Source organism: Asaia spathodeae NBRC 105894 (genome assembly GCF_025994195.1).
Classification (GTDB): domain Bacteria; phylum Pseudomonadota; class Alphaproteobacteria; order Acetobacterales; family Acetobacteraceae; genus Asaia; species Asaia siamensis.
Genome location: NZ_BAPY01000007.1, coordinates 86042 through 107193, shown reverse-complemented (window position 1 = coordinate 107193; position 21152 = coordinate 86042). Strand labels below are relative to the sequence as shown.

Genomic DNA, 21152 nt, shown 5'->3' with positions numbered 1-21152 from the left:
CAGTCAGGGGTTTAACCGCTGACTCCTCAGGCGTTTCCCATGAAAGAGCCGTAAGAAAAGGTTTTTCAGCCTTCTTCGCCGGAGGTATGGCGCGCGGCAAAGCGTCTTGCGAGCAGCGTGCAGATGAAAAGCTGGATCTGGTGATACATCATGAGCGGCAGCACGACCGTGCCGACTGCGGCTGCGGGGAACAGGATATTGGCCATGGGCACGCCGGTTGCGAGGGATTTTTTCGACCCGCAGAACATGAGCGAAATGCTGCTGGCTTCACTGAATCCGGCAAAACGTCCGATCCCGCGAGACAGGAACAGAACCAGTGCCAGAAGCACCGTATCGAACAATGCCGTAATCAGCAGATCAGGCACCGAGACGCGATGCCAGATGCCTTCCACTACGGCATGGCTGAAGGCCGTATAGACCACGAGAATGATCGATCCGCGATCGCTGAGTGAAAGCAGCTTCTTGTTGCGTCGTGCCCAGTCGCCCAGACGTGTGTGCAGAAGCTGGCCCAGCCCGAAAGGCAGAAGCAGCTGGGTGGCGATGTCTATGATGGCGTGGCCGGACCATACATTGCCGCGCTGAACGATAAGCGCGACCAGAATGGGCGTTGCGACGATACCCGCCAGATTGGAGAGCGTTGCCGCACAGATCGAGGCGGGCACATTGCCGCGCGCGATCGAGGTAAGGGCGATGGAGCTTTGCACCGTCGAGGGCAGGCAGCACAGAAACAGCACGCCATGCCACATGTCGGGTTTGAGCAGGCCAGGCATGAGCGCGTGCAGAACGATACCGAGCACGGGAAACATCAGAAACGTGCAGCCGAGCACGCTGCCCTGCAGACGCCAGTCGCGCACACTTTCCAGAACGGCTGTGGGTTCAAGCCGTGCGCCTTGCAGAAAGAACATGATGGCGATGCAAAGCGTCGTCAGATGGGTCAGCAGCGTTGCGCCCAGCCCGTGACAGGGCAGGAACGTCGCGAGCACGATGGCGGCAATCAGGCTGAGCAGGAAAGGGTCGAGTTTGCGCATGGGGAGCGATTTCCACCGCAAAGCCATGGTTTGGCAAGAGGCCATGACGGGTTATTGCGGGGAGTGGGCGCGATCGGGAGTCGCAAGGCCGTGATCGGGGCTGATAATCGGGGTGCTGTCTGTGAGTGGCAGCAGCAATGCGTCGTGTATTCGAAGCGGGCTGGAAGCGAGCGTTTCGGCGTGACGGTGCGATCAGGCAGGATGACCGGACCGGGCGGAGGAAGCCGCCCGGTCCGGAAGGTGTATCAGGCCGTGATGCGATAGCAGGCCACTTCATCCTTGTCGGCAAGATAGGGGCCAGCGGCCAGGACCTGCACCGAGAGAATACTGCCGCCGACCGGAAGGTCGATGTCCAGCGTGATCTCGGCGTTACCCGTCGTCCATCTGGACTGATCGTTTTCCAGAGCAGCCCAGCCCTTGAGCGCTGCGATTTTCTGATGATCGGTCAGTTGCACGCTGCCCTGTGCAGTGAACACACTCATCTCACCGACCAGAACACCGAGTTCACGACGATCATCGACGAAGGCGCCAATCGTATCGACGGGTCGGCTCGTGCGGGAAACAAGCCGGAATTTCGTCATGTGAGACGGCACCATGAAGATGGTGTGGCCATTGCTCTGCCGCGCCGGACGAATGACCTTGCCACCTGCCGTCACAAGATGCAGGTCGGCATCAGTGGTCAACTCAGGCTGACTGGTCTTTGCCGCCACACCCATCTGGGCCGCACGGGCTTCGATCCTGCGGGAAAGCGGCTCGATGACAGAACGATCCACCATGAGCGGGGCTGCCGCATGGCTCTGCCAGGTGATTCCCTTTTTCGGCAGGCGCACCACTGTGTCGTCTCTGTCCATGCGAAGGCTGTTGCCCGTGTCGAGATAGCTTTCTGTCAGCACGCCATCTGCCCAGATCACCGAATGCTCGGCAGTCTCGACATGATAATAACGATAGCGGGTCTCGCTCATGTCGTAGAAGACGCTGCGGCCATTGACGAGCATGCGCACCGGCACGAAAGCACCATCGAGATAGAGGCAGTGCTCTGCCGTCACCAGCATGTCCTTGTGAGGGACGTTATCTCCCAGGGCATCCTTGAGCACGCGTATCGGGAAGCCGGAAAGATCGGCGGCCAGAACACGGCTGGCATGGATCTCGCCACCACCAATCCAGGTAACGGGACGGGCGATTGTAGCGCCGGTACGGGAGTCGAAGGTCAGGATTTCATCGCCGATCGACAGATCTTCTACCGCGATCTCACCAGTGGGTGTGCGGATCATCGAGCCAGCGAGGAAGCAGGCCTCGGAAGCACCAGCAATATTGGCAATACCACCGGAGCCCACATTCAATGGCTGCACCAGTGTCGCACCGCTCGACACTGTAAGCGTAGTGTTGGAAATCGACGGGCCTTCAATATAGCCGCCCGACGCCACCGTGACTGAGTCGTTACCGCCATAGGTCGTGTAGAAGGTGTCATTGACCGAGCTGCCACCGGAAGAGATGACGACATTGGCGGAGTTGCCGTTATTGCCGGACATATAGCCACCAGACTGCACAACAACGTAGCCGTTATTCAGGGTGGAGTTCAGCAGCTTGCCGCCGTTCTGAACGGTGATGGTCGGATAACCCCACTGGGCCTGCAGCATGCCATCGACTGTCGCACCGGAGGTAATGTAGAGGTTCGCGCCAGTAAGGAAAACAGGGCCGGTGATGCTGGTTGTACCGCTCTGATAATAAGTCGTGCCGCCGATGTTGACGGCGGACCACGTACCACCCGTGATATTGCCGTCAGAAAAGAGCGTATTGCTTGTCACATGGCTCGGATCTACTGTCACCGAGCTTGTATTGGAAGTAACTGCGACGCCACCAGAAGTGACGCGCCCGCCCGACCCGACGACAACACCGTTCAAGGTGGCACCATTGACAGCATTAAGGTTCATGTTGGCGTCGACAATCGCACCGGACACTGAAGCACCGCTCTGCACTGTGACCGTGTTTGCGTTTGTGCCGGCAACGTAGAACTGATCGTCCTGCGATTTTGCGCCGGTTGCGAATGTTACACTGTTTCCGTTGAATTGATTGCCTGAGGTCAATCCACCCGCGCTGACGACGACGATGCCTGCGTTGACTGTGGAGTCAGTGAGTGTGCCGCCGCTCATGATCGTGATGCGGGGATTACCGCCAGCGGCTGCTCCCAGCAGGCCAGATACCACGGCGCCCGATGTGATAACGAGTGCTGTATTTGCGTTGAGAACAATGGGTCCCGAGACGGTCACGCCACCGCTTTGGTAGACTGTGGTGCCATTGACGTTGACGGCAGACCAGGTCGTTCCGTTGAGCAGTGCCTGTTTGTAGCGTTGGGCATCAGTCGCAATATTTTGCGTTATCGTCGTGCCGGTGCCGACGGAGGCGCCATTGGCAATGGAGACCGTGCCGCCGTCATGACTGGTGAATGTTCCAACTTTCGCGCCAGATGACGCTGTCATCGTTGTATTAGCTAGATCGGCGCCCGTTATATAACCGCCATTCATGACGGTCACCGTATCAGCTGTTCCGGCAACGGCCTTGAACTGATCATTGACCGAGCTACCACCGGCACTGATGGTTGTTTTTTGCGAATCGCCGATATTGCCCGAGGTCAGTCCGCCACTCATAATGTTGGTCGTACCGTCAGTCAGGGTCGAATTACGCAGAATACCGCCATTTTGCACATTGATAATGCCGCCCTTTGTCTGGACCAGACCGTCGACGACGGCACCTGAGGTCACGTTCAGCGTTGCTGCTCCGAGAATCACAGGACCCGACACAGTAACAGTGCCACTCACAAATACCGTTGCGTCTCCTGATTTGACGGCCGACCAGACGCCTGTCGAGAGCGTAGTCGTGGTGGCTCTTGGCGTCACTGAAGCACTGGCTGCGTTTGCTGTAACGCTCGAGGTGACGTCGGCCATTTCTTATTCTCCATTCTCAAACCGCAAGGGCGGATAACAAGTAGAATTTTAGGACCCAGCTTGTTCTTTATTGTTATTTTTTCGGTCCCGACAATATTTTGTCGAGAAAGTCAGGATTCCCCGGACTGGGTTGGGATTATACAAACAAGCGTCACAAAATAATCTAATGACAAAATCTTTTCCCAATATGTCGTAATGCGAGCGATTTCGGATGAGGTCGGGTTTATCGTGAAATTAGTCTATTATTAATAAATAATTCTTTGTTTTTATGCATTGATTACTGAAATATATTATTGATAGATATTATTCTGTTAAATGCCCATAATTATCGTTATATCGATCGATGTGTTGGAAAGAAAAACGCGCGCAAATTTGTATACAAATATGGACATCTGTAACGGTCAAATTTTGTAATATCTCTCGCTAGGTTTCGTCGAATTTTTTACTGTCTATCTTTGAGGCGAAGATGTTTCCGGGATCTTTTTTCGAAAAAGACTTTTCTTGGAGCAGGAGGGGCGAAGCCAGAGACTCCGACGATTTCTAGGCGTGGGAATCCCAAGGGAGGCGTTTAGAGACACGTTGTCGTGACAGTTCGCGTAGCTGGCTGACAAGCAGCGCAGGATCGCCTACAGAACGAAAACAAGATTTTCGTTTCGAAAGATCCTCACTGATGTCCATGGGCGTGAACAGTGCGACTCTCAAACGCCGCCTTGGCATCATCGATGCTGTCAGGCGGGCCGGGTTCCTGCGCACAGAAGCGCTGGCAGACCAGTTTGATGTCTCCATGGTAACGATCAGATCAGATCTGGCCTATCTTCAAAGCCAGAATCTCGTGATCAGAACCAATGGTGGCGCACAGCCGGCCCATGATTGCGCGGTCAATGCGCCTCTTGATGAAAGCCCGACCCTTTTCGAAGCGCGGGCGCTTGCGAGAGCGGTGGCTTTCCGGCTGCAGCCCGGGCAATGCGTCTTTCTCGACAACTCACAGGCAGCATCTTTCGTGCCGGTCCATGCGACCGCGGAAAATCTGCGTTTTGTGGTCAATAGTTTCGAAACTTATCATCTGGCGAGCCGATGCAGCGATGCGGCAGTCTCACTGCTTGGTGGCGAATATGACCGGCTCGGTTACCCGCTGATCAGCCCGGCAGCTAATCATGCGCTCTCTTTCTATGATCTCGATCTTGCAGTGATCTCGGTCTCACAGATCGGCAAGCCTGGGTTTTCGTGTCTCGACCAGACAGGCAATTGCCTCGACGCTGCCATCTATCAGGCAAAGCAGGTTTTTCTGCTTACCGACCGGCTAGATCGTGTCGATGAGGACGCGCATCTGTTCGAATGGCGCGACACCATGTCGGTTCTGCATGGCGGCAGCCCGCCCGACGGCGCCGTGCTGTGTCAGGACTGGAGCGTTTTCGCTGACAACCCGTCATCGCCCGATTGAGGGGCTTTCCCGCTCTCCGTTTCTCTTTTTCTCTTCCCGGATGGATATCTGACCATGGCATCCAGTTTTCTGATGGATCTCGATCCCGAAGCGCCACGCTGTATCGTCACGATTGGCGAGATTGTGGTCGAGATCATGGCCGAGACGCAGGGCGTCGGCTTTCTTGAGCCCATGACTCTGAAAGGCCCTTATCCTTCAGGCGCTCCTGCGATCTTCATCGATCAGGTGGCAAAGCTGGGTGGAGATTGCGGTGTCATCTCCGCAGTTGGACATGACGATTTCGGGACACTGAATGTCGAGCGCCTTAATCGCGACGGTGTCGATGTCTCGGCCATTCTGCGTGCCGAGTCCTATTCTACCGGTAGTGCGTTTGTGCGTTACCGCCCGGATGGCAGTCGGGATTTTGTCTATAATATACGTCAATCGGCCTGTTCGCAGGTGGGTCTGCATGAGGCGGCCCGGGGCCTATTGAAGCGTGCCACGCATTTTCATGTCATGGGGTCGTCTCTTTTTTCCTTCCCGATTATCGATGCGGTGACGACCGCCGTGCATCAGGTGAAGGCGCAGGGCGGTACGATTTCATTCGATCCGAATATCCGCAAGGAAATGCTCGATATTCCTGATATGCGGGCCGCTCTCGAATTGATGCTGCAGGAATGCGATATCTTCCTGCCCAGCGGGCCGGAATTGCTGCTGTTCTGCACCGGTACGACTCAGGAAGAAGCCATCAGGGAAATTCTCGATATGGGTGTTTCCGAGATCGTGCTGAAGCAGGGAGCTGAGGGGGCTACGTGTTTCTGCGCCGACAAGACGGTGCGCAATGCGGCATTCACTGCTCAGGAAGTCGATCCGACAGGGGCTGGTGACTGCTTTGGCGCCACCTATGTCACGTGTCGCCTGTCTGGCAAGACCCGTGAGGATTCCCTGCGCTATGCCTGCGCTTCCGGGGCTCGTGCCGTATCGGTTTTCGGGCCGATGGAAGGGACATCGAGCTTCACCGAGCTTGACCAGCTGATCGCAGCGCAAAGCGCGACAGGAGCCGCATCATGATCGCGTCACCTCTGTCCATGCTGCGTGCTCAATACGACAAGGGTCAGGGCCAGGCTCTGATTTCCGTCTGCTCGGCCCATCCGGTTGTCATCGAGGCGGCACTTTTGCATGCAGCGTCGCGCAACCAGTCTGCAATGATTGAGGCAACCTGCAATCAGGTCAATCAGGAGGGCGGCTATACGGGCATGACTCCTGAAGGTTTCAGGGATTATGTTTTTGGCATTGCCGATCGCGTCGGGTTTGCACGAGAGCAGGTCATTCTGGGGGGCGATCATCTCGGCCCCAATCCGTGGAAGTCCCTGCCGCCTGAAGAGGCGCTGCAAAAAGCATCCGACATGATTGCGGCCTATGCCGGGGCGGGTTTTACCAAACTGCATCTCGATGCCAGCATGGGATGCAAAGGTGAAGCCGCGCATCTGCCCGATGCCGTCGTGGCCGAGCGTGCGGTGATGTTGGCCAGAAGGGCGGAAACCGTGGCGCCCGGTCAGGCCGTCTATGTGATCGGTACTGAAATTCCGACACCAGGCGGGGCGACAGAGGCGCTCGACCATGTGGTGCCGACCACGCCGGAAGCGGTGCGCGCAACCTATGCGGTGCATGAAGCGGCTTTTCGGGCGGCTCTGCCCGAAGCCTGGTCTCGTGTGATCGGCATCGTTGTGCAGCCGGGTGTGGAATTCGGTCATGACGATGTGGCGGTCTATCAGCCTGAGGCCGCCCGGGCGCTGGTAGCGAGCCTGGTCGATCTGCCGGGGCTCGTTTTCGAGGCCCATTCCACCGATTATCAGCCGGGGGCTTCTCTGGCGCAACTCAAGCGCGATGGGTTCTGTATTCTCAAGGTAGGCCCCGAGCTGAGCTTCGCCCTGCGTGAAGCGCTGTATGGACTTGATGCGATCAACCAGTTTCGTCAGCCACAGGCGTCTTCGCTTATTGAGATCATGGAGCGGGTAATGCTGGCAGCGCCAGCGAACTGGCAAAGCCATTATCATGGCGATGCAGAGGAACAGCGTATTCTGCGTCATTTCAGCTATAGCGACCGCATTCGCTATTACTGGCCGGTGCCTGAAGCTGAAAAAGCAGTACAGGATCTGATGCATTCATTAGGGCAGGATTCACTGCCCGAGACGATGGTCAGCCAGTATCTGCCCCGGTTTTTCGAGCGTGTTCAGGCGGGCGCCCTTGCCCCAGAAGCCGGGAATTTTCTGATCCAGTCGGTCCGGGATGTCCTGGATCGCTACGAAACGCTGTGACTGGCACAGCTGCAGGAATAGACACATGAGCACCAACAAGACGTTGCAGGATCGTGTTGCTCTTATCACCGGTGCCGCGCGTGGCATCGGCCGGGCTCTGGCCGAGCGCTACGCGCAGGAAGGCGCGAAGGTCGTGATCGGCGACCTGAACGAAGCGGGCGCTATCAGTGCCGCTGCGGCGCTGGGCGAGGGCCATCTGGGCGTAAAGCTGGATGTGACGCGTCAGGAATCAATCGATGAGGCTCTGGCTGCGATCGTTGCGCGCTATGGCCGTATCGACATACTCGTCAATAATGCCGGTCTTTTCGATCTGGCGCCGACAGTGGAAATAACGCGGGAAAGCTATCATCGCGTTTTTGCGGTCAATGTCGAAGGTCTGCTCTTCACGTTGCAGGCCGTGGCCCGTCAGATGATCGCACAGGGCGAGGGTGGCAAGATCATCAATTTTGCCTCGCAGGCGGGGCGTCGCGGTGAGCCGCTTGTCGGCATTTACTGCGCGTCGAAAGCCGCTGTCATTTCGCTCACCCAGAGCACCGGGCTGGACCTCATCAAATACGGCATCAACGTCAACGCGATTGCGCCGGGTGTGGTCGATAACGAGCACTGGGATGATGTGGATCGTCGTTTTGCGCAGTACGAAAATCTGCCCCTTGGCGAAAAAAAGCGCCTTGTCGGCGCTTCTGTGCCTTTCGGGCGCATGGCACGCCCTGATGAAATCGGTGGCCTGGCAGTTTTTCTGGCGTCCAGAGACGCCGATTATATCGTCTCGCAGACCTATAACATCGATGGAGGCAACTGGATGAGCTGAGGCCCGTCGCGGCAGTTATTAAGGGTCGCAAACGAGGGATCGCTTGCGACCGTTGATAGGCAGGCCGTATCACCTGTTGCCCGAAAAGGTGATTTTACCCACGAGTACTGCCTCTAAGCGTCAGTTGTTTGGGAGCCCCTCAGCCACGTCGCACAGGCGGCTTTTAACTGGTCTTGGTCTAACCTACTGCAGAACTCAGGATGGGGAGAAACCATATCTTCTACCGGTATGTCTTGTGAGACGAATGATCCCGTTGCTGCTTTGATAGGGTGCTCTTTATCTCGCCGTTTTTCCTTGCAATCCTGCGGCACAGGGATGGTCAGACGTAGGAGGGATGACGTGGGTGATTGTGGTTTCTGGAAAAGGGTGGCCATGGCGGTGTTTGCTGCCCTGATGCCTCTTTCGGCTCAGGCTGCCGAAAGCCGTTTCTCGCCCGAGGATCAAGCGCGCCTCGCCATGATCGAGCGCCAGTTGGTGTCCGTCAGACCGTTTGCCGAGCGTGTAGCGCTGGCATCGGCAATGTTTCTTGGTACGCCCTATCGTGCGAATACACTGATCGGTGGCCCCGAGACTGCCGAGGCGCTTGTCGTGCGTTTTGACGGGGTTGATTGCTATACTTTTGTCGACATGGTGCGGGCGCTCACCCTGTCAGAAAACCAGGCCGGTTTTATCAGGGCACTCGAAAAAACCCGTTATCATGATGGCCATGTTGCCTATCTGGACCGGCGCCATTTTCTGACGGACTGGGTGGCCCTTACACCGCAGAATGCGCGTGACATCACCCGGGCGCTTTCGCCTCATGTCGTGGTGACGCACAAGGATCTCAATCGTCGGGCCGATGGGGGCGTCTATATCCAGGGGTTGCCGGTTCATCCGCGCGAGATTGCGCATCTGGCGCCGGAATTCCTCACGCCGGAAGTGGCTGCGAAAATCCATACAGGCGATGTGATCGGCATTTATACGAAGCTGGACGGGCTGGACGTGACCCATACCGGTCTGGCCGTCTGGAAAGATGGCGTGCTGTATTTCCGCAACGCCTCGTCGCTCAAGGCCAATATGAAAGTGGTTGACACACCGCTTGCCGCCTATCTGGCAGGCAAGCCGGGCTTTCTCGTCCTGCGCATGATGGAGGCGGGCTGAGTCACGCCGAAACCTCACTCCCTCAGGGAGTGGGTGTCGTGTCCGGGGTGAGGCGACATTCCCAGTCTTCCCCCTGAAGCGGCACGCCAAAGAGATCGTGCGGTGCCGTTGCGATGCACACAAACCCGTTTCGTGCGTAGAGGCGGCGTGCCGTTTCAAGTACGGTATGGGTCCAGAGAATGACGCGCTCATAACCCTTGTCACGCGCGAAGGAGAGGCAGTTCTGCACCAGCGCGTCACCGACGCCGCGCCTGCGTGCAAAAGGCTCGACATGCAGCAGGCGCAGCCGCGCCGTGCCACCGCTCTCATCGGTCAGAAAGACGGCCCCTGCCATCACGCCGTCGAGTTCTGCCACCCAGCAGGCTTCGCGATCGGGGTTGAAATGGCGCAGGTAGCTGGCAACGGTTTCGGCGATCAGGCATTCGAGCTTGTGTCCCCAGCCATGGCTTTCGGCATAGAGCGCCGATTGTCGTGAGGCGATCAGACTGGGTTCTCCCGCTCCTGCCAGGCGTAGGGTGAACCGGGCCTCGCTGGCAGGCGCAAGCAAACGATGCGCGCGGGAAAGGGACTGAACGAGGTCGTTCTGTTCGATCGGGGGCAGGCTATCGAGCGTTTGCGCGAGCGCGCCGTTTATCCGCTCTTCGAGCTGGGCAAGCAGTACCCGTCCCCTGTCAGTAAGGGAAACGGGGCGCGCACGTCGGTCATGGGCCGGGCTATTTCGTGTAACGAGGTCGTTTCGGACGAAACGCGTGATCATGCGGCTGAGATAGCCCGGATCGATCTGCATGATTTCCTGCAGTGTCGTAGCGCGCACCGGGGCACGTTCTGCGATTTCGTATAGCAGGCGCGCTTCGGTTGCATTGACTTCCGAACCCAGAAATTGCGCGTCGATCGCGCCGACATGCTGAACGTAAAACCGGTTGAACCGCCGGATAGCCGCGATCTTCTCGTTCATGCCGTATGTCTCCTTCTTGCGGGACGCCCTCTTTGCGGGGTTCTGTACCATCAGTGTCTAGGGATGGGCATGGGGTGTGTCACGTCACCTTGCCGGGACCGGGCAGGGAGGTGTGGCTTTGGCGTAGCACCCCCAGAGCGAAAGCTGACTCATTAGATAATATGCAATTGACAATGACTCGCATTCAAAAGAAATCCTGCGCGGGTTTTGAACAGTTTGATGTGAAATTTAAAGCGATGCGCAGGATAATCGGTCTCGTCGCCCTTGCCGCTGCAAGTGCCTCTTCCCTGACTGCCGCTCAGGCAGAAAACAGCCAGCCGGACTCAGTCCTGCGGCAGAAACCGGCGCTTAAAAACACGGATCGGCAAAAACAGGCCGAAACGAAGCGCGACAAGGCGCACAAGGACAAGGCCGATGAGGTGATTGTCGTTTCGGCTACCGGGCTTTCGCAGGCAGGAGCAACGACGAAAACACGTACGCCCATCATCGACTCTCCGCAGACGATCTCGATCGTTACGCGTGAAGAAATCGAATTGCGGGCCTCGCCGACCATCGCCGACGCGCTTTCCTACATGGCGGGTGTGCAGGCCGAGCCTTCAGGCATTGATAATCGTGTGGATGAAGTTTCGGTACGCGGTTTCGGTGCCGGTGGATTTTCGTCCAACAACAACTTCGTCGATGGCCTGCGTCTGCCTTCGGGCGGGCAATGGACGCGTACGTCATTCGACCCCTTCGCCTTGCAGCAGATCGAGGTGCTCAAGGGGCCGTCAGGTGCGCTTTACGGCCAGACGGCGCCTGGAGGTATTGTCAATCTGACGACCAAGCGCCCGACCGAAAAATCGCATGGCGAATTTTTCCTGCAAACCATCGGCTACACCAAGCTTGGCAACTGGCAGGGCCAGGCATCGGGTGATGTTTCCGGCAAGCTGAACAAGTCCGGAACGGTTCGTGGTCGTATTGTTGCGTTGGCACGCTACGGCGGCACGCAGGTCAATGATGTGAATAGTGGCCGCTATTATGTCTCTCCCAGCCTGACCTGGGCCTATGCGCCGGGCTCGAGCTGGACGCTTCTCGCGCAGTATCAGCGCGATACCGGCGGCTCGACTTTCCAGTTCCTGCCCATGACTGGCACGCTTGTACCGTCGAAGGGGCGCTATATCGCCAATGATGCAAATATCGGCGAGCCGGACTGGAATAATTTCGACCGCACGCAGGCACTGGCAGGTTCGTTCCTCGAGCATCGCTTCAGCCGCATTTTCACGCTACGGAACAACACGCGTTATACCTATCTCGATAACCTCTATCGTTCGACCGTGCTCTCGGGCGATACGCTCACCAAATGTACCGCCGCCATCAAGGGGTGCGTCCCGTATGACACCGTCAATCGCCGTGCGGTTGAGGGGCGTGGACGGTCACAGGGCGTCGCAACCGACACCCAGCTTGAGGCGAAGGCAAAGACCGGCATCGTTCACCATACGCTGCTCGTCGGCACGGATTATTTTTACACGAACTGGGAAAGCTCGCGCGATCTGGTGAATTCAGCGCTCGTGCTGCCCATGCTCAATATTTTCGATCCTGTTGCGCGTGGCACGACGGGTTACTCGGCCGGACTTGCACCGCAGGTCTATGGTGCGACCGAATCACAGCAGAACGGCATTTATTTTCAGGATCAGATCAAGATCCAGAATCTCTATATTACCGTGGGTGGGCGAGAGGACTGGGCGCGTGACAACACGCTCAATATCCTGACCCAGAAGCGCTATCAGAATAACAATGACAAGTTTACGTGGCGGGCCGGTGCGGTCTACCGCACGAAAATCGGTCTGGCGCCCTATTTCAGCTATGCGACATCGTTCCAGCCTCAGGTCTCCGATCCGTCGACCGCGCTTGATAACAAGCCTTTCAAGCCGACAACGGGCGATCAGTATGAAGCTGGTCTGCGCTATCAGTACGGCAAGAATATCTATGTCACTTTCGGCGCCTATCAGATCAAGCAGCGCAATGTGACCACGCCCGCCCCCAGCGGTGTTCTTTGCGGCACCGCGACCTGCCTTGTGCAGACGGGCGAGATGCGGGCGCGTGGCCTCGAGCTTGAGGGCCGGGCGACCCTGCCTTGGGATATGGCCGTCATTTTCACCGGTACGCGCAGCGATGCGAAGATCACGGAATCCAATACGCTGTCGCAGGTCGGCAATTACATGAATGCCGCGCCGAAATGGATGGCGTCGCTATTCGTCGATCAGCGTCTGCTTCATGGTCCGATGCGTGGTGCCGGTTTTGGCGGTGGTGTGCGTTATACCGGTCATTCCTATGGTGATACGGCCAATACGCTCTCCATCCCCGGCTACACGCTTTTTGACATGTTCCTGCGCTATGATTTTGGTGTGGCGCGGCCGCGCTATGACGGGCTCTCTTTCTCGCTCAACATGCGCAACATTGCGAACAAGCGCTTCGTTGCGACCTGCACTGCAGTGTCAGCCTGCTATTACGGTCAGGGCCGCAGCCTGACGATGCGTCTGGAGTATCGCTGGTGAGCCACGCACCGCTCTTCGTTCTGACGGGTGTGGTGCTGTCATCTGGGGCGGGTGTCCTGTTTTATCTGGCGTCGCACCAGCAACAGATCCTGCCCAGACGCATGCCATTCAGGCCTGGCGTGACAGGAGGCATAGTGCTGAGTGTGCTTACCTGTCTGGCCTTTTCCGCAGCGACGAGTCCTCTGGTCGGGATTTTTATGAGCTTTGTCGCGCTGATGACGGTCACGAGCCTGTTTCCGCTGGTCGTGGCGCTTGCGATCCATAAAAGGCGCCCCTCATGAAAAAACGCGTCATCGATAACCGGCAATGGCCCGCGAAGGTTCTGGCGGGTCTGATACTCGGAGCGATTTTCTCTCTGGGGATAATGGTGCTGATCGGTCATGTCTGTGGCAGCACGGGCAATCCGATGACGCAGTCGGCGCAATGGCTGATGTGGCTGGCAGCCCTGCTCTGGGTGATTTGTCTCAGTCTCTGTTTCCTGTTCCGCACAGGGCTGGGGGCATGGCTCGGGTTTGGCTGGCTGGCCTGCCTTGTCTGGCTGATCGACACGCTCCTTACGGGCTTTGACGCAGCAGGTGGGTCATGAAGTTGCGTGCTGACATCGTGACCGTCTATCGCGAGCTGCATAGCTGGGTGGGCGTTGTGGCAGGGCTTTTCCTGTTCATCGCGTTCTATGCCGGCGCGATCAGCATGTTCGAGCCTGCGCTGGAATCCTGGCTGACGCCGCGTGTCTCGCTTCCTGTGGCGGTATCGCTCGACCGGACGCCTGAGTTGGCGCAGAAGGTGTTCGAGGCTTTTCCCGAAAGCCGCAAAAACTACACGATCGTGGTCGCTCCTGATGCCGATCATCCCGCCCGCATGGTCTGGCCATTGACCGCATCGCGTCACGGCCATGGGGCGCAGTCTGTCATGATGGCCGCGCTCGATGAGCAGGGGGGGCTTGTGACAGCGCAGCGCAAACCCTCGGCAGTGGCGCAGCTGATCGACACGCTGCATCAGCAGATGGGGCTGCCCTTGCCTCACGAGATCGCCATGATCGTGATGGGTTTTATCGCTCTCGGTTATGCGCTGGCGCTTGTTTCCGGCACGCTGGTTTTTCTGCCAGCTCTGGCTCGGGCGCTTTTCGCGGTCAGGCTGGAGGGCAGTGTCCGCCGCAAATGGCTCGACCTGCATAATCTGCTGGGTTTCTGCTCACTGCCGTTTCATATCATCATGGCGCTGACCTCCGTGGTGTTTGCCTTCCACGATGTCATCTTCACGGTGCAGGCCGAATTTCTTGCCCATGAGCAGAGCGACGCCCATCGGGGGGGACATGCGGGCCGCGCCATGGCTGGAATGCCCCATGGCTCTCGTCCGCCCGAGGGAGCTGTGCCGCTTTCTCCGGCCGAAATCGTGTCGCGTCTTGCCCTTGAGGCGCCCGGCTTTACGCCCGATACACTCGATTATTCAACGCGTCCAAATGGCGCCATGATGCTGCGTGTTGCAGGTCATGACCCTGCGCATCTCACGCGCGGACCGAGCAGCGGCTTTACGACCATGGACCCTTATTCGGGTCGTCTGATCTGGCGTGATTATCTGCCCGGGTTCCAGCCGGGAGGCTTTGCGGCGCTTACCAGCTTTTTCGCGCTGCATTTCGGCAGTTATGGTGGCGCACCCATACGCTGGGCCTATCTGGTGCTCGGCTTTGCCGGGGCGTTTCTCTTTTATACTGGCAACCGCCTCTGGATCGCGGTGCGCCGACGAAAGGAAAAGGCGACCGGGCGCGAGACCGATACGCGCGGCACGTGGTTCCTTAGCCGCTTGACTGCCGGGTGTTGCGCCGGATGCATGGCCGGTATCGCGATATTGCTCGACACGGCGCTCGTCAGACCGGGTTGGGTCTCTGATCATCACGCCATGACGGTGTATCAGGTCGTTTTCTGGCTGTTCGTTTTTGGCGCCTTCATCCCTCAGATAAAGGAGCGGGCCCTTCTGGCGGTTTGCGGCGTCTTTTACCTGCTGCTGACCGTGCTCGTTTTTCTGCACGGCGGACGCGACATGACGACCAGCTGGGCTGTCGCCCTTGTTTCACTGGTTCTTGGCGGCGCGCTATGCCGCCATGCCCTGCGGCGTCAGCGGTTGCGCGCAGCGTGACGAGGCCGTCTCTCGACCAGTTTCCGGGCAAGAGACGGTGGGTTTTTATTTCTTCAGTCCGTTGGCGATGGCGTTGAACATTAGGGACGCCTCGAGCGGCTGCTTTGCGAAAGAGGGTTCTGCCTCTGGCCAGGTCGACCACTGGACGATCACCAGCTTTTCTTCAGGGTCAATCGCGATAAGCTGGCCGAAAATACCGATGGCCCAGAGCGTCCGGGCGGCAGTCATGCCGTTTCGGGGGGCGACATGGCTGGCAGTGGCTGGAACATCGTTGTGCCACCACTCGAAGCCGTAAGTGCCATTGGGGTGAGACGGGGTGACCGAATGCAACGCGCGTGTCCAGTCGCTGCATTCTTTCAGCCATAAATCGGGCAGCATCTTGCGGCCGTCGGGCAGAACTCCCTCATTCATTACGAACAGCCCGAATTTCCCCCAGTCTTCCAGCGTGGCGTTGAAGCCGTGGGCACCTACATCATGCTGGCCTTTGCGATAGCTGTGCCAGACGCCGTCATGAGTCATGCCGTAGGGCTGCCAGATGTTGTCCTGCAAATTTTGCGCGAGGGTCTTGCCTGTCGCTTTTTCAAGCACGTCGCCCAGAACCCAGGCGCCTCCTGAGGAATAGGACCATTCGTGACCGGGTGCCGCGACCGGCTTGCGGTCTGGCGTGTTCACCAGCGTTGTGACGCAGGCATAGGGGTCCTTGCCCGCCTCACAGGTTGTCAGCTGTGAGAAATCGGAGGCCGGGTTGGTATAATCCTCGTTCCACGCGACGCCCGAAACATGCTGAAGCAACTGGCGGATCGTGATGTTGCCCCATACCGTATGGTCGAATTGCGGATCATAGCGACTCACCCTGTCATCGAGCGACTGGATATGGCCCTGTCTGAGCGCGATACCGATCAGGGTCGAGACGACGGATTTGCCAACCGAACGCGAGGTCCAGAGCGTATCTGGCGTGTTGCCGCTGCCATAATAGCGATAGACGATGCGGCCGTTCTTGATGACCATCAGGCCGGTGACGTTGTTGCGGCTCAGATAATCCGCAAGCGTGTAGCGTTTCGCGTCGGCCTCGTAGTGAAGCGCCGAAAGATCCTGCAGGGCAACGGGAAGGGGTGACGGCGTGCCGGCTTTGAAGACATCGCCTTCATACATGCGCCAGTCATTGCGAAACCCGATGACCCGCTGTGCCTGTCCCCAGGTGAGCATGTCTTTGGCCGCAGGCAATGTCTTGTCGGTCGGTATCGGACAGGATGAGAGGCCGAGTTTCTGACATGCCTCGCTGGCGGTACTGGCTCTGGCTGCGGCAGTGCTGCCAAGCAGGAGAGCGCAAAGAAGGCTGACTGTTCTGATCTGCATTTTATGAGAGACTCTTCTTGTTCTTGCCGCAACGGTCAGCGGAATTCTGACCGCGATTGACGACAAGGGTGAGTCTCAAAGGGGCAAGGTCACGCCCATTTCATCAGATCGGTGCCCGGCTGAAGGCCGCGCCTACGCGCAGGGCCGGGGCAGATTTCCCCCGGAGAAGCTATGCTCTCCGGGGGCGGTAGCGCGTAACCTGATATCAGACCGTAATGCCGCTGGTGAGCATGGCGGTCAGGCGCTGCGCGAAGCCTGCGGCGTCGGGCAGGGTTTCGCCATCCTGGATACGGGCCACATCGAGCAGGACGCGTGCATAATCGGCAACGCTTTCGCCCTTCTCAACGCGTGCCGCCAGATCGCGGATGAGCGGATGGTGCGGATTGATCTCCATGATCGGTGCTGCCGGTGGCATACCCTGACCTGAGCGACGCATCAGACGCTGCATCATCAGGTCCGGACCGCCCTCGCTCGTGATGACCACGGCGCTGCCGACCAGACGCACGGTGCCGCGCACATCCTTCACATCATCGCCAAGGGCTTCCTTGAGCGCCGGGATCAGCTTCCCGAGATCCGCGGCCTCGCCTTCCGGCGTGGGAGCCTCGAACTTCTCCAGATCGCCATGAGCCTGATTGATGGATTTCAGGGTCTTGTCTTCATAGGAAGACAGACGATCGGGCCAGAAGCCATCCACCTGATCGGAGAGCAGCAGCACTTCGATGCCACGGGCACGGAAGCCTTCGAGCTGCGGCGAAGCAGCCAGGGCCTCGGCATTTTCACCCGTCAGGTAATAGATCGATTCCTGACCCGGCTTCATGCGCGTCAGATAGGCGTCGAGCGTGGTCGGATCGTCAGACGCCGTGGAACGGAAGCGCGACAGGGCAGCGAGTTCCTGACGATGCTCGGAATCCTCCCAGATGCCTTCCTTGATGATCGGGCCGAAATTCTCCCAGAACGTGCCGAAGGATTCGGCATTTTCCGTGTCCTTGGCGCGGTTCCTGATTTCGGTCATCACGCGCTTGGTCACGGCCTTGCGAATGCGCTGCAGCACCGGTGTCGATTGTAGCATTTCACGCGAGACGTTCAGCGGCAGGTCTTCGGTGTCGACAACACCTTTCACGAAGCGCAGCCAGGCCGGTAGAAGCTCGGCGTCATCGGTGATGAACATGCGGCGTACATGGAGATGCACCTTGCTCTCACGCGACTGTTCCATGAAGTCGAACGGGCGCGCACCGGGAATGAACAGGAGCGCCGTGAATTCCGTCGTGCCTTCCGCGCTCCAGTGCAGGGTCGCATAGGGCTCGTCGAACTGATGGGCAACGTGACGATAGAATTCGGTGTACTGCTCGGGCGTGATGTCGGATTTCGACTTGCGCCACAGAGCCGTGCCCTCATTGGCCGATTTGTCTTCCTCTCCTTCACGCAGTGTGATCGGCCAGGAAATGTGATCGGCCCATTTGCGGATGATCGAGCGCAGACGCCAGGCATCGAGAAATTCATCGGCATCGGTTTTGACATGCAGAATGATGTCTGTGCCGGGCTGCTCGCGCGTGGCAGGGGCGATCGTATAGGCCCCCTTGCCGTCAGACGACCACTGCCAGGCCTGATCGGAACCGGGCTGGCGCGAAATCACGTCCACCTTGTCGGCCACCATGAAGGCTGCATAGAAGCCGACGCCGAACTGGCCAATCAGGCTGGGGCGGTCTTCAGGCTTGGCGCTGTTCAGCTTCTCGCCAAAAGCGCGCGTGCCCGAGCGCGCGATGGTGCCCAGATTGCTCGCCAGCTCTTCACGGCTCATGCCGGCGCCATTGTCGCTGATGGTCAGCAGACGGGCATCCTTGTCGGGGTGGATGCGAATGGCGGCATCGGCGGGGAGGGCCTTGGCGGCGTCGGTCAGAGCCTCGAAACGCCGCTTGTCCGAAGCATCGGCAGCATTGGCCACGAGTTCACGCAAGAAGATCTCGCGCTCGGAATAAAGGGCATGGACGACGAGATCGAGCAGACGGCCGACTTCGGCGCTGAACTCATGTTTTTCGGCGCCCTGGACCTGATCTTTTTCTGTGTTTTCGGTCATGGATATCCCTTGAGACTGTGATGGCGCCGTAACGACGCCTATTTGCAGGGAGAAGTAGAAATGCGCGTCTCTTTTTTCAAGAGAGGCAAGGCCATAAGGGCAGTACGCAATCGCGCGTCAGGGGCGCGAGGGAGAGCGAAAGGGCATCGTCAGGCGTGACCCAGCGCGCTTCGGCAATTTCAGCGGCGACCTTGATGGCGCCCGTCCAGCGCAAGGCGAAGAGTTCGGCCCGCACTGTATGGCCGGGCTCATTCGCCGCCGGGGCCTCGATCCGTTTCAGAAACCGGCAGGCTTCTGCTGAGGCCTGCAGGCCAAGTTCTTCGTCAAGTTCACGAAGCAGGGCGGCACAGGGTGTTTCACCGGGTTCGATCTTGCCGCCGGGCTGCATGAAGGCCGCAGTGTCCTGCTTGCGCACGAGAAGGAGGTGCCCCGCCCCGTCATGAAGCAGGGCGGCAGCAATATGGATCACAGGCATTGTCAGGCAGTCAGATTGTCTCGCCACGAATGCTCAGACGGCCATCCTCGTTCTGATGGGCCTTGAGGGCCTCATATCCCGGAACGGTCGGGTGCGGGACGTCTATTGCATGGGTATGGGTGGCGGTAATCACCACCACGCTGGCATCGGCGGCTTCACCCGCCTTGATGCCGGCTGGCGCATCTTCGAACACGGCGCAGTTCTTCGCTTCGAAACCCAGACGCTGCGCGCCGAGCAGGAAGCAATCCGGGGCGGGTTTGCCGTTTGGCGCGTCTTCTGCCGTGATGAGAATTTTCGGCAGGGGCAGGCCTGCAATCTGGATGCGCTTGAGGGCAAGATCGCGCGAGGCCGAGGTGACGATGGCCCAGCGATCTGTAGGCAGGCTGTTCAGAAAAGCCGTGGCGCCGGGAATGGGGTCGATGCCATGGGTGTCTTCCAGCTCCCGACTGGTAATCCAGTGCGCTTCCTCAACCGGGTCGACACCCGGCAGTTTCTGGCGACGAATGGTTTCGATGGTCTGCACGCCATGGATGGTAGGCAGGAATTTGGCAACATCCAGACCGTGCTTCTGTGCCCAGAGGGTCCAGACGCGTTCTGCCGCGATGATCGAGGTCAGGATCGTGCCATCCATGTCGAACAGGAAGGCATCGAAGGAACGTCCGGGAAAAAGGTCATGCTCGGCCAAAAGACATCTCCGTCATGAGAACAGGGTCAGCAGGGTGGGAGACCCTGCATGAGCTGTGTAACGCAGACAAGCTTGATTCAGATCAACCCGCCGTGTCGACGGCAAGGCGACCGAGGGCCGGGTCATCGGTGAAAAATCCGTCCAGCCCCATGTCGAGATAGCGTTTGACCTCGGCAATCATGCCTTGCGGATTGCGGGCATTCAGCGCGCCACCATCGCGCAATTCCTTGGGCAGACAGTAGTTTTCCGGACGCGCCGTGTAGGAATGAACCAGCAATCCGGCCGCATGCGCATCGGTGATCAGTGTGGTCGGGGTGCCCCAGGACCCGTCCGGTTTGCGCGGAATCAGATCCGTATTGGATGGGCCGATGACATCGGCAAAGCGGCGTATGGCGCGCAGCCCTTCGGGCTTCATGAAATCGCCAAAGCTTTTTGCATCGCTCTTGCCCAGCAGATCGGGCGGGGTCTGGCCGGGTTCGCCCATCAGGAACATGATTCGCGCCTGGGGATTGATGGCGCGTGTCTTTTCCCCGATCGCCTTCAGATTTGTTGTCTCGAAGGACTGGAGTTCCAGCGGGGCCTGACGGGTGTATTCATGCGCTGCGATGGTACGCAGAAACGCGGTTTCCGGGTCCAGACCGAGGCTGTGGAAATGGGTGGAATTCTTGATTTCGGGAATAAGCCCGAACACCTTGCCGCGTGCTGCCGATTCAGCGGCGACAAAATCGATGACCTCTTCAAAGGTCGGCACATCGAAATGCCCGTCATAGCGCGTGTTATGCGGGCGAAGCTGCGGCAGGCGCTCTTTTGCCCTCAGGGTCTTGAGTTCTGCCAGGGTGAAATCGGTGGTGAACCAGCCTGTCTCCTTCTGGCCGTCAATGGTCAGGCTGCGCTTGCGGGCGGCAAATTCAGGGCGCGAAGCGACATCGGTGGTATCGGCGATATTGCTCTCATGGCGCACGATCAGCACGCCGTCCTTTGTCATGACCAGATCAGGCTCGATGTAATCGGCACCGTCTTCCATCGCCTTGGCATAGGAGGCCAGCGTGTGTTCGGGGCGCAGGGCGGAGGCGCCGCGATGCGCGAAGACGAGCGGCTTCGGTGCCAGGGAAGGGGCGGCGAACCCTTTCTTGGTCAGGCTCGGGGCGCAGATCCCGGCAAGGCCGAGAAACAGGGTATGACGACGTGACAGCAAATCAGATCTCCTCAACCCCGCTCCCGTCAAAGACACGGCCGGGAGGAGGCATTCTGAAAAGAAAGACGCCGCCCGATTGAAAAGGCGGC

General features: G+C 58.5%; 17 protein-coding genes. 9 read left to right on the top strand and 8 right to left on the bottom strand.

The genetic code is table 11. The features are described from left to right. Positions 1-65 precede the first annotated feature (65 nt). Together AA105894_RS07330 and AA105894_RS07325 are read right to left on the bottom strand one after the other, a co-directional pair. The gene (locus AA105894_RS07330; RefSeq protein WP_267311143.1) at positions 66-1028 is read right to left on the bottom strand and encodes a bile acid:sodium symporter family protein; all 963 of its coding nucleotides are present in this window, start codon (positions 1026-1028) and stop codon (positions 66-68) included. Between the two features lie 245 nt (positions 1029-1273). Next, entirely contained in the window at positions 1274-3970 is a 2697-nt protein-coding gene (locus AA105894_RS07325; RefSeq protein WP_267311142.1) for a Hint domain-containing protein, read from the bottom strand. Between the two features lie 670 nt (positions 3971-4640). Between AA105894_RS07325 and AA105894_RS07320 the strand changes: the two genes are divergently transcribed. From AA105894_RS07320 to AA105894_RS07300, 5 genes are all read left to right on the top strand, one after another. Then, the gene (locus tag AA105894_RS07320; RefSeq protein ID WP_267311141.1) at positions 4641-5411 is read left to right on the top strand and encodes a DeoR/GlpR family DNA-binding transcription regulator; all 771 of its coding nucleotides are present in this window, start codon (positions 4641-4643) and stop codon (positions 5409-5411) included. Positions 5412-5465: 54 nt separating this feature from the next. Then, the gene (locus AA105894_RS07315) at positions 5466-6461 is read left to right on the top strand and encodes a tagatose kinase (protein WP_267311140.1); all 996 of its coding nucleotides are present in this window, start codon (positions 5466-5468) and stop codon (positions 6459-6461) included. Next, complete coding sequence (locus AA105894_RS07310; protein WP_267311139.1) at positions 6458-7708, top strand: D-tagatose-bisphosphate aldolase, class II, non-catalytic subunit; 1251 nt, start codon at positions 6458-6460, stop codon at positions 7706-7708. The genes AA105894_RS07315 and AA105894_RS07310 overlap by 4 nt, the downstream gene beginning before the upstream one ends. Positions 7709-7733: 25 nt before the next feature. Continuing rightward, positions 7734-8516 (top strand): L-iditol 2-dehydrogenase, encoded by a 783-nt coding sequence (locus AA105894_RS07305; protein WP_267311138.1) that lies wholly within the window; start codon positions 7734-7736, stop codon positions 8514-8516. 372 nt (positions 8517-8888) lie between these two features. Next, entirely contained in the window at positions 8889-9656 is a 768-nt protein-coding gene (locus AA105894_RS07300; RefSeq protein ID WP_267311137.1) for a DUF1460 domain-containing protein, read from the top strand. Positions 9657-9678: 22 nt separating this feature from the next. Here AA105894_RS07300 and AA105894_RS07295 read toward each other — a convergent pair whose 3' ends face one another. Next, positions 9679-10611, bottom strand: coding sequence for a bifunctional helix-turn-helix transcriptional regulator/GNAT family N-acetyltransferase (locus AA105894_RS07295; protein WP_267311136.1), 933 nt, complete (start codon positions 10609-10611; stop codon positions 9679-9681). A gap of 221 nt (positions 10612-10832) precedes the next feature. Here AA105894_RS07295 and AA105894_RS07290 point away from each other — a divergent pair, with 221 nt between their 5' ends. From AA105894_RS07290 to AA105894_RS07275, 4 genes are read left to right on the top strand one after another with little or no spacing between them, the layout of a single operon-like run. Next, positions 10833-13145 carry a TonB-dependent siderophore receptor gene (locus AA105894_RS07290; RefSeq protein WP_267311135.1) on the top strand — a complete coding sequence of 771 codons (2313 nt, stop codon included), beginning with the start codon at positions 10833-10835 and terminating at the stop codon, positions 13143-13145. Then, complete coding sequence (locus AA105894_RS07285) at positions 13142-13426, top strand: hypothetical protein (RefSeq protein ID WP_267311134.1); 285 nt, start codon at positions 13142-13144, stop codon at positions 13424-13426. The genes AA105894_RS07290 and AA105894_RS07285 overlap by 4 nt, the downstream gene beginning before the upstream one ends. After that, on the top strand, positions 13423-13731 hold the full coding sequence (locus AA105894_RS07280) for a hypothetical protein (protein ID WP_188427454.1): 309 nt from the start codon (positions 13423-13425) through the stop codon (positions 13729-13731). Before AA105894_RS07285 ends, AA105894_RS07280 begins: the two co-directional genes overlap by 4 nt. Continuing rightward, positions 13728-15278 (top strand): PepSY-associated TM helix domain-containing protein, encoded by a 1551-nt coding sequence (locus tag AA105894_RS07275; RefSeq protein ID WP_267311133.1) that lies wholly within the window; start codon positions 13728-13730, stop codon positions 15276-15278. The genes AA105894_RS07280 and AA105894_RS07275 overlap by 4 nt, the downstream gene beginning before the upstream one ends. Positions 15279-15323: 45 nt before the next feature. Here the strand turns inward: AA105894_RS07275 and AA105894_RS07270 are convergent, their stop codons facing one another. The 5 genes from AA105894_RS07270 to AA105894_RS07250 all read right to left on the bottom strand — a co-directional run bounded on the left by AA105894_RS07270 (position 15324) and on the right by AA105894_RS07250 (position 21063). After that, positions 15324-16634: a serine hydrolase domain-containing protein gene (locus AA105894_RS07270; protein ID WP_267311132.1), complete on the bottom strand. Its 1311-nt coding sequence runs from the start codon at positions 16632-16634 to the stop codon at positions 15324-15326. Positions 16635-16839: 205 nt separating this feature from the next. After that, complete coding sequence (gene htpG / locus AA105894_RS07265; protein ID WP_267311131.1) at positions 16840-18708, bottom strand: molecular chaperone HtpG; 1869 nt, start codon at positions 18706-18708, stop codon at positions 16840-16842. Between the two features lie 76 nt (positions 18709-18784). After that, positions 18785-19183: an NUDIX hydrolase gene (locus AA105894_RS07260; RefSeq protein WP_267311130.1), complete on the bottom strand. Its 399-nt coding sequence runs from the start codon at positions 19181-19183 to the stop codon at positions 18785-18787. Positions 19184-19193: 10 nt separating this feature from the next. Then, on the bottom strand, positions 19194-19868 hold the full coding sequence (locus AA105894_RS07255; protein WP_267311129.1) for an HAD-IA family hydrolase: 675 nt from the start codon (positions 19866-19868) through the stop codon (positions 19194-19196). Positions 19869-19950: 82 nt separating this feature from the next. Then, the gene (locus AA105894_RS07250; protein WP_267311128.1) at positions 19951-21063 is read right to left on the bottom strand and encodes a glycerophosphodiester phosphodiesterase family protein; all 1113 of its coding nucleotides are present in this window, start codon (positions 21061-21063) and stop codon (positions 19951-19953) included. Positions 21064-21152: the final 89 nt, after the last annotated feature.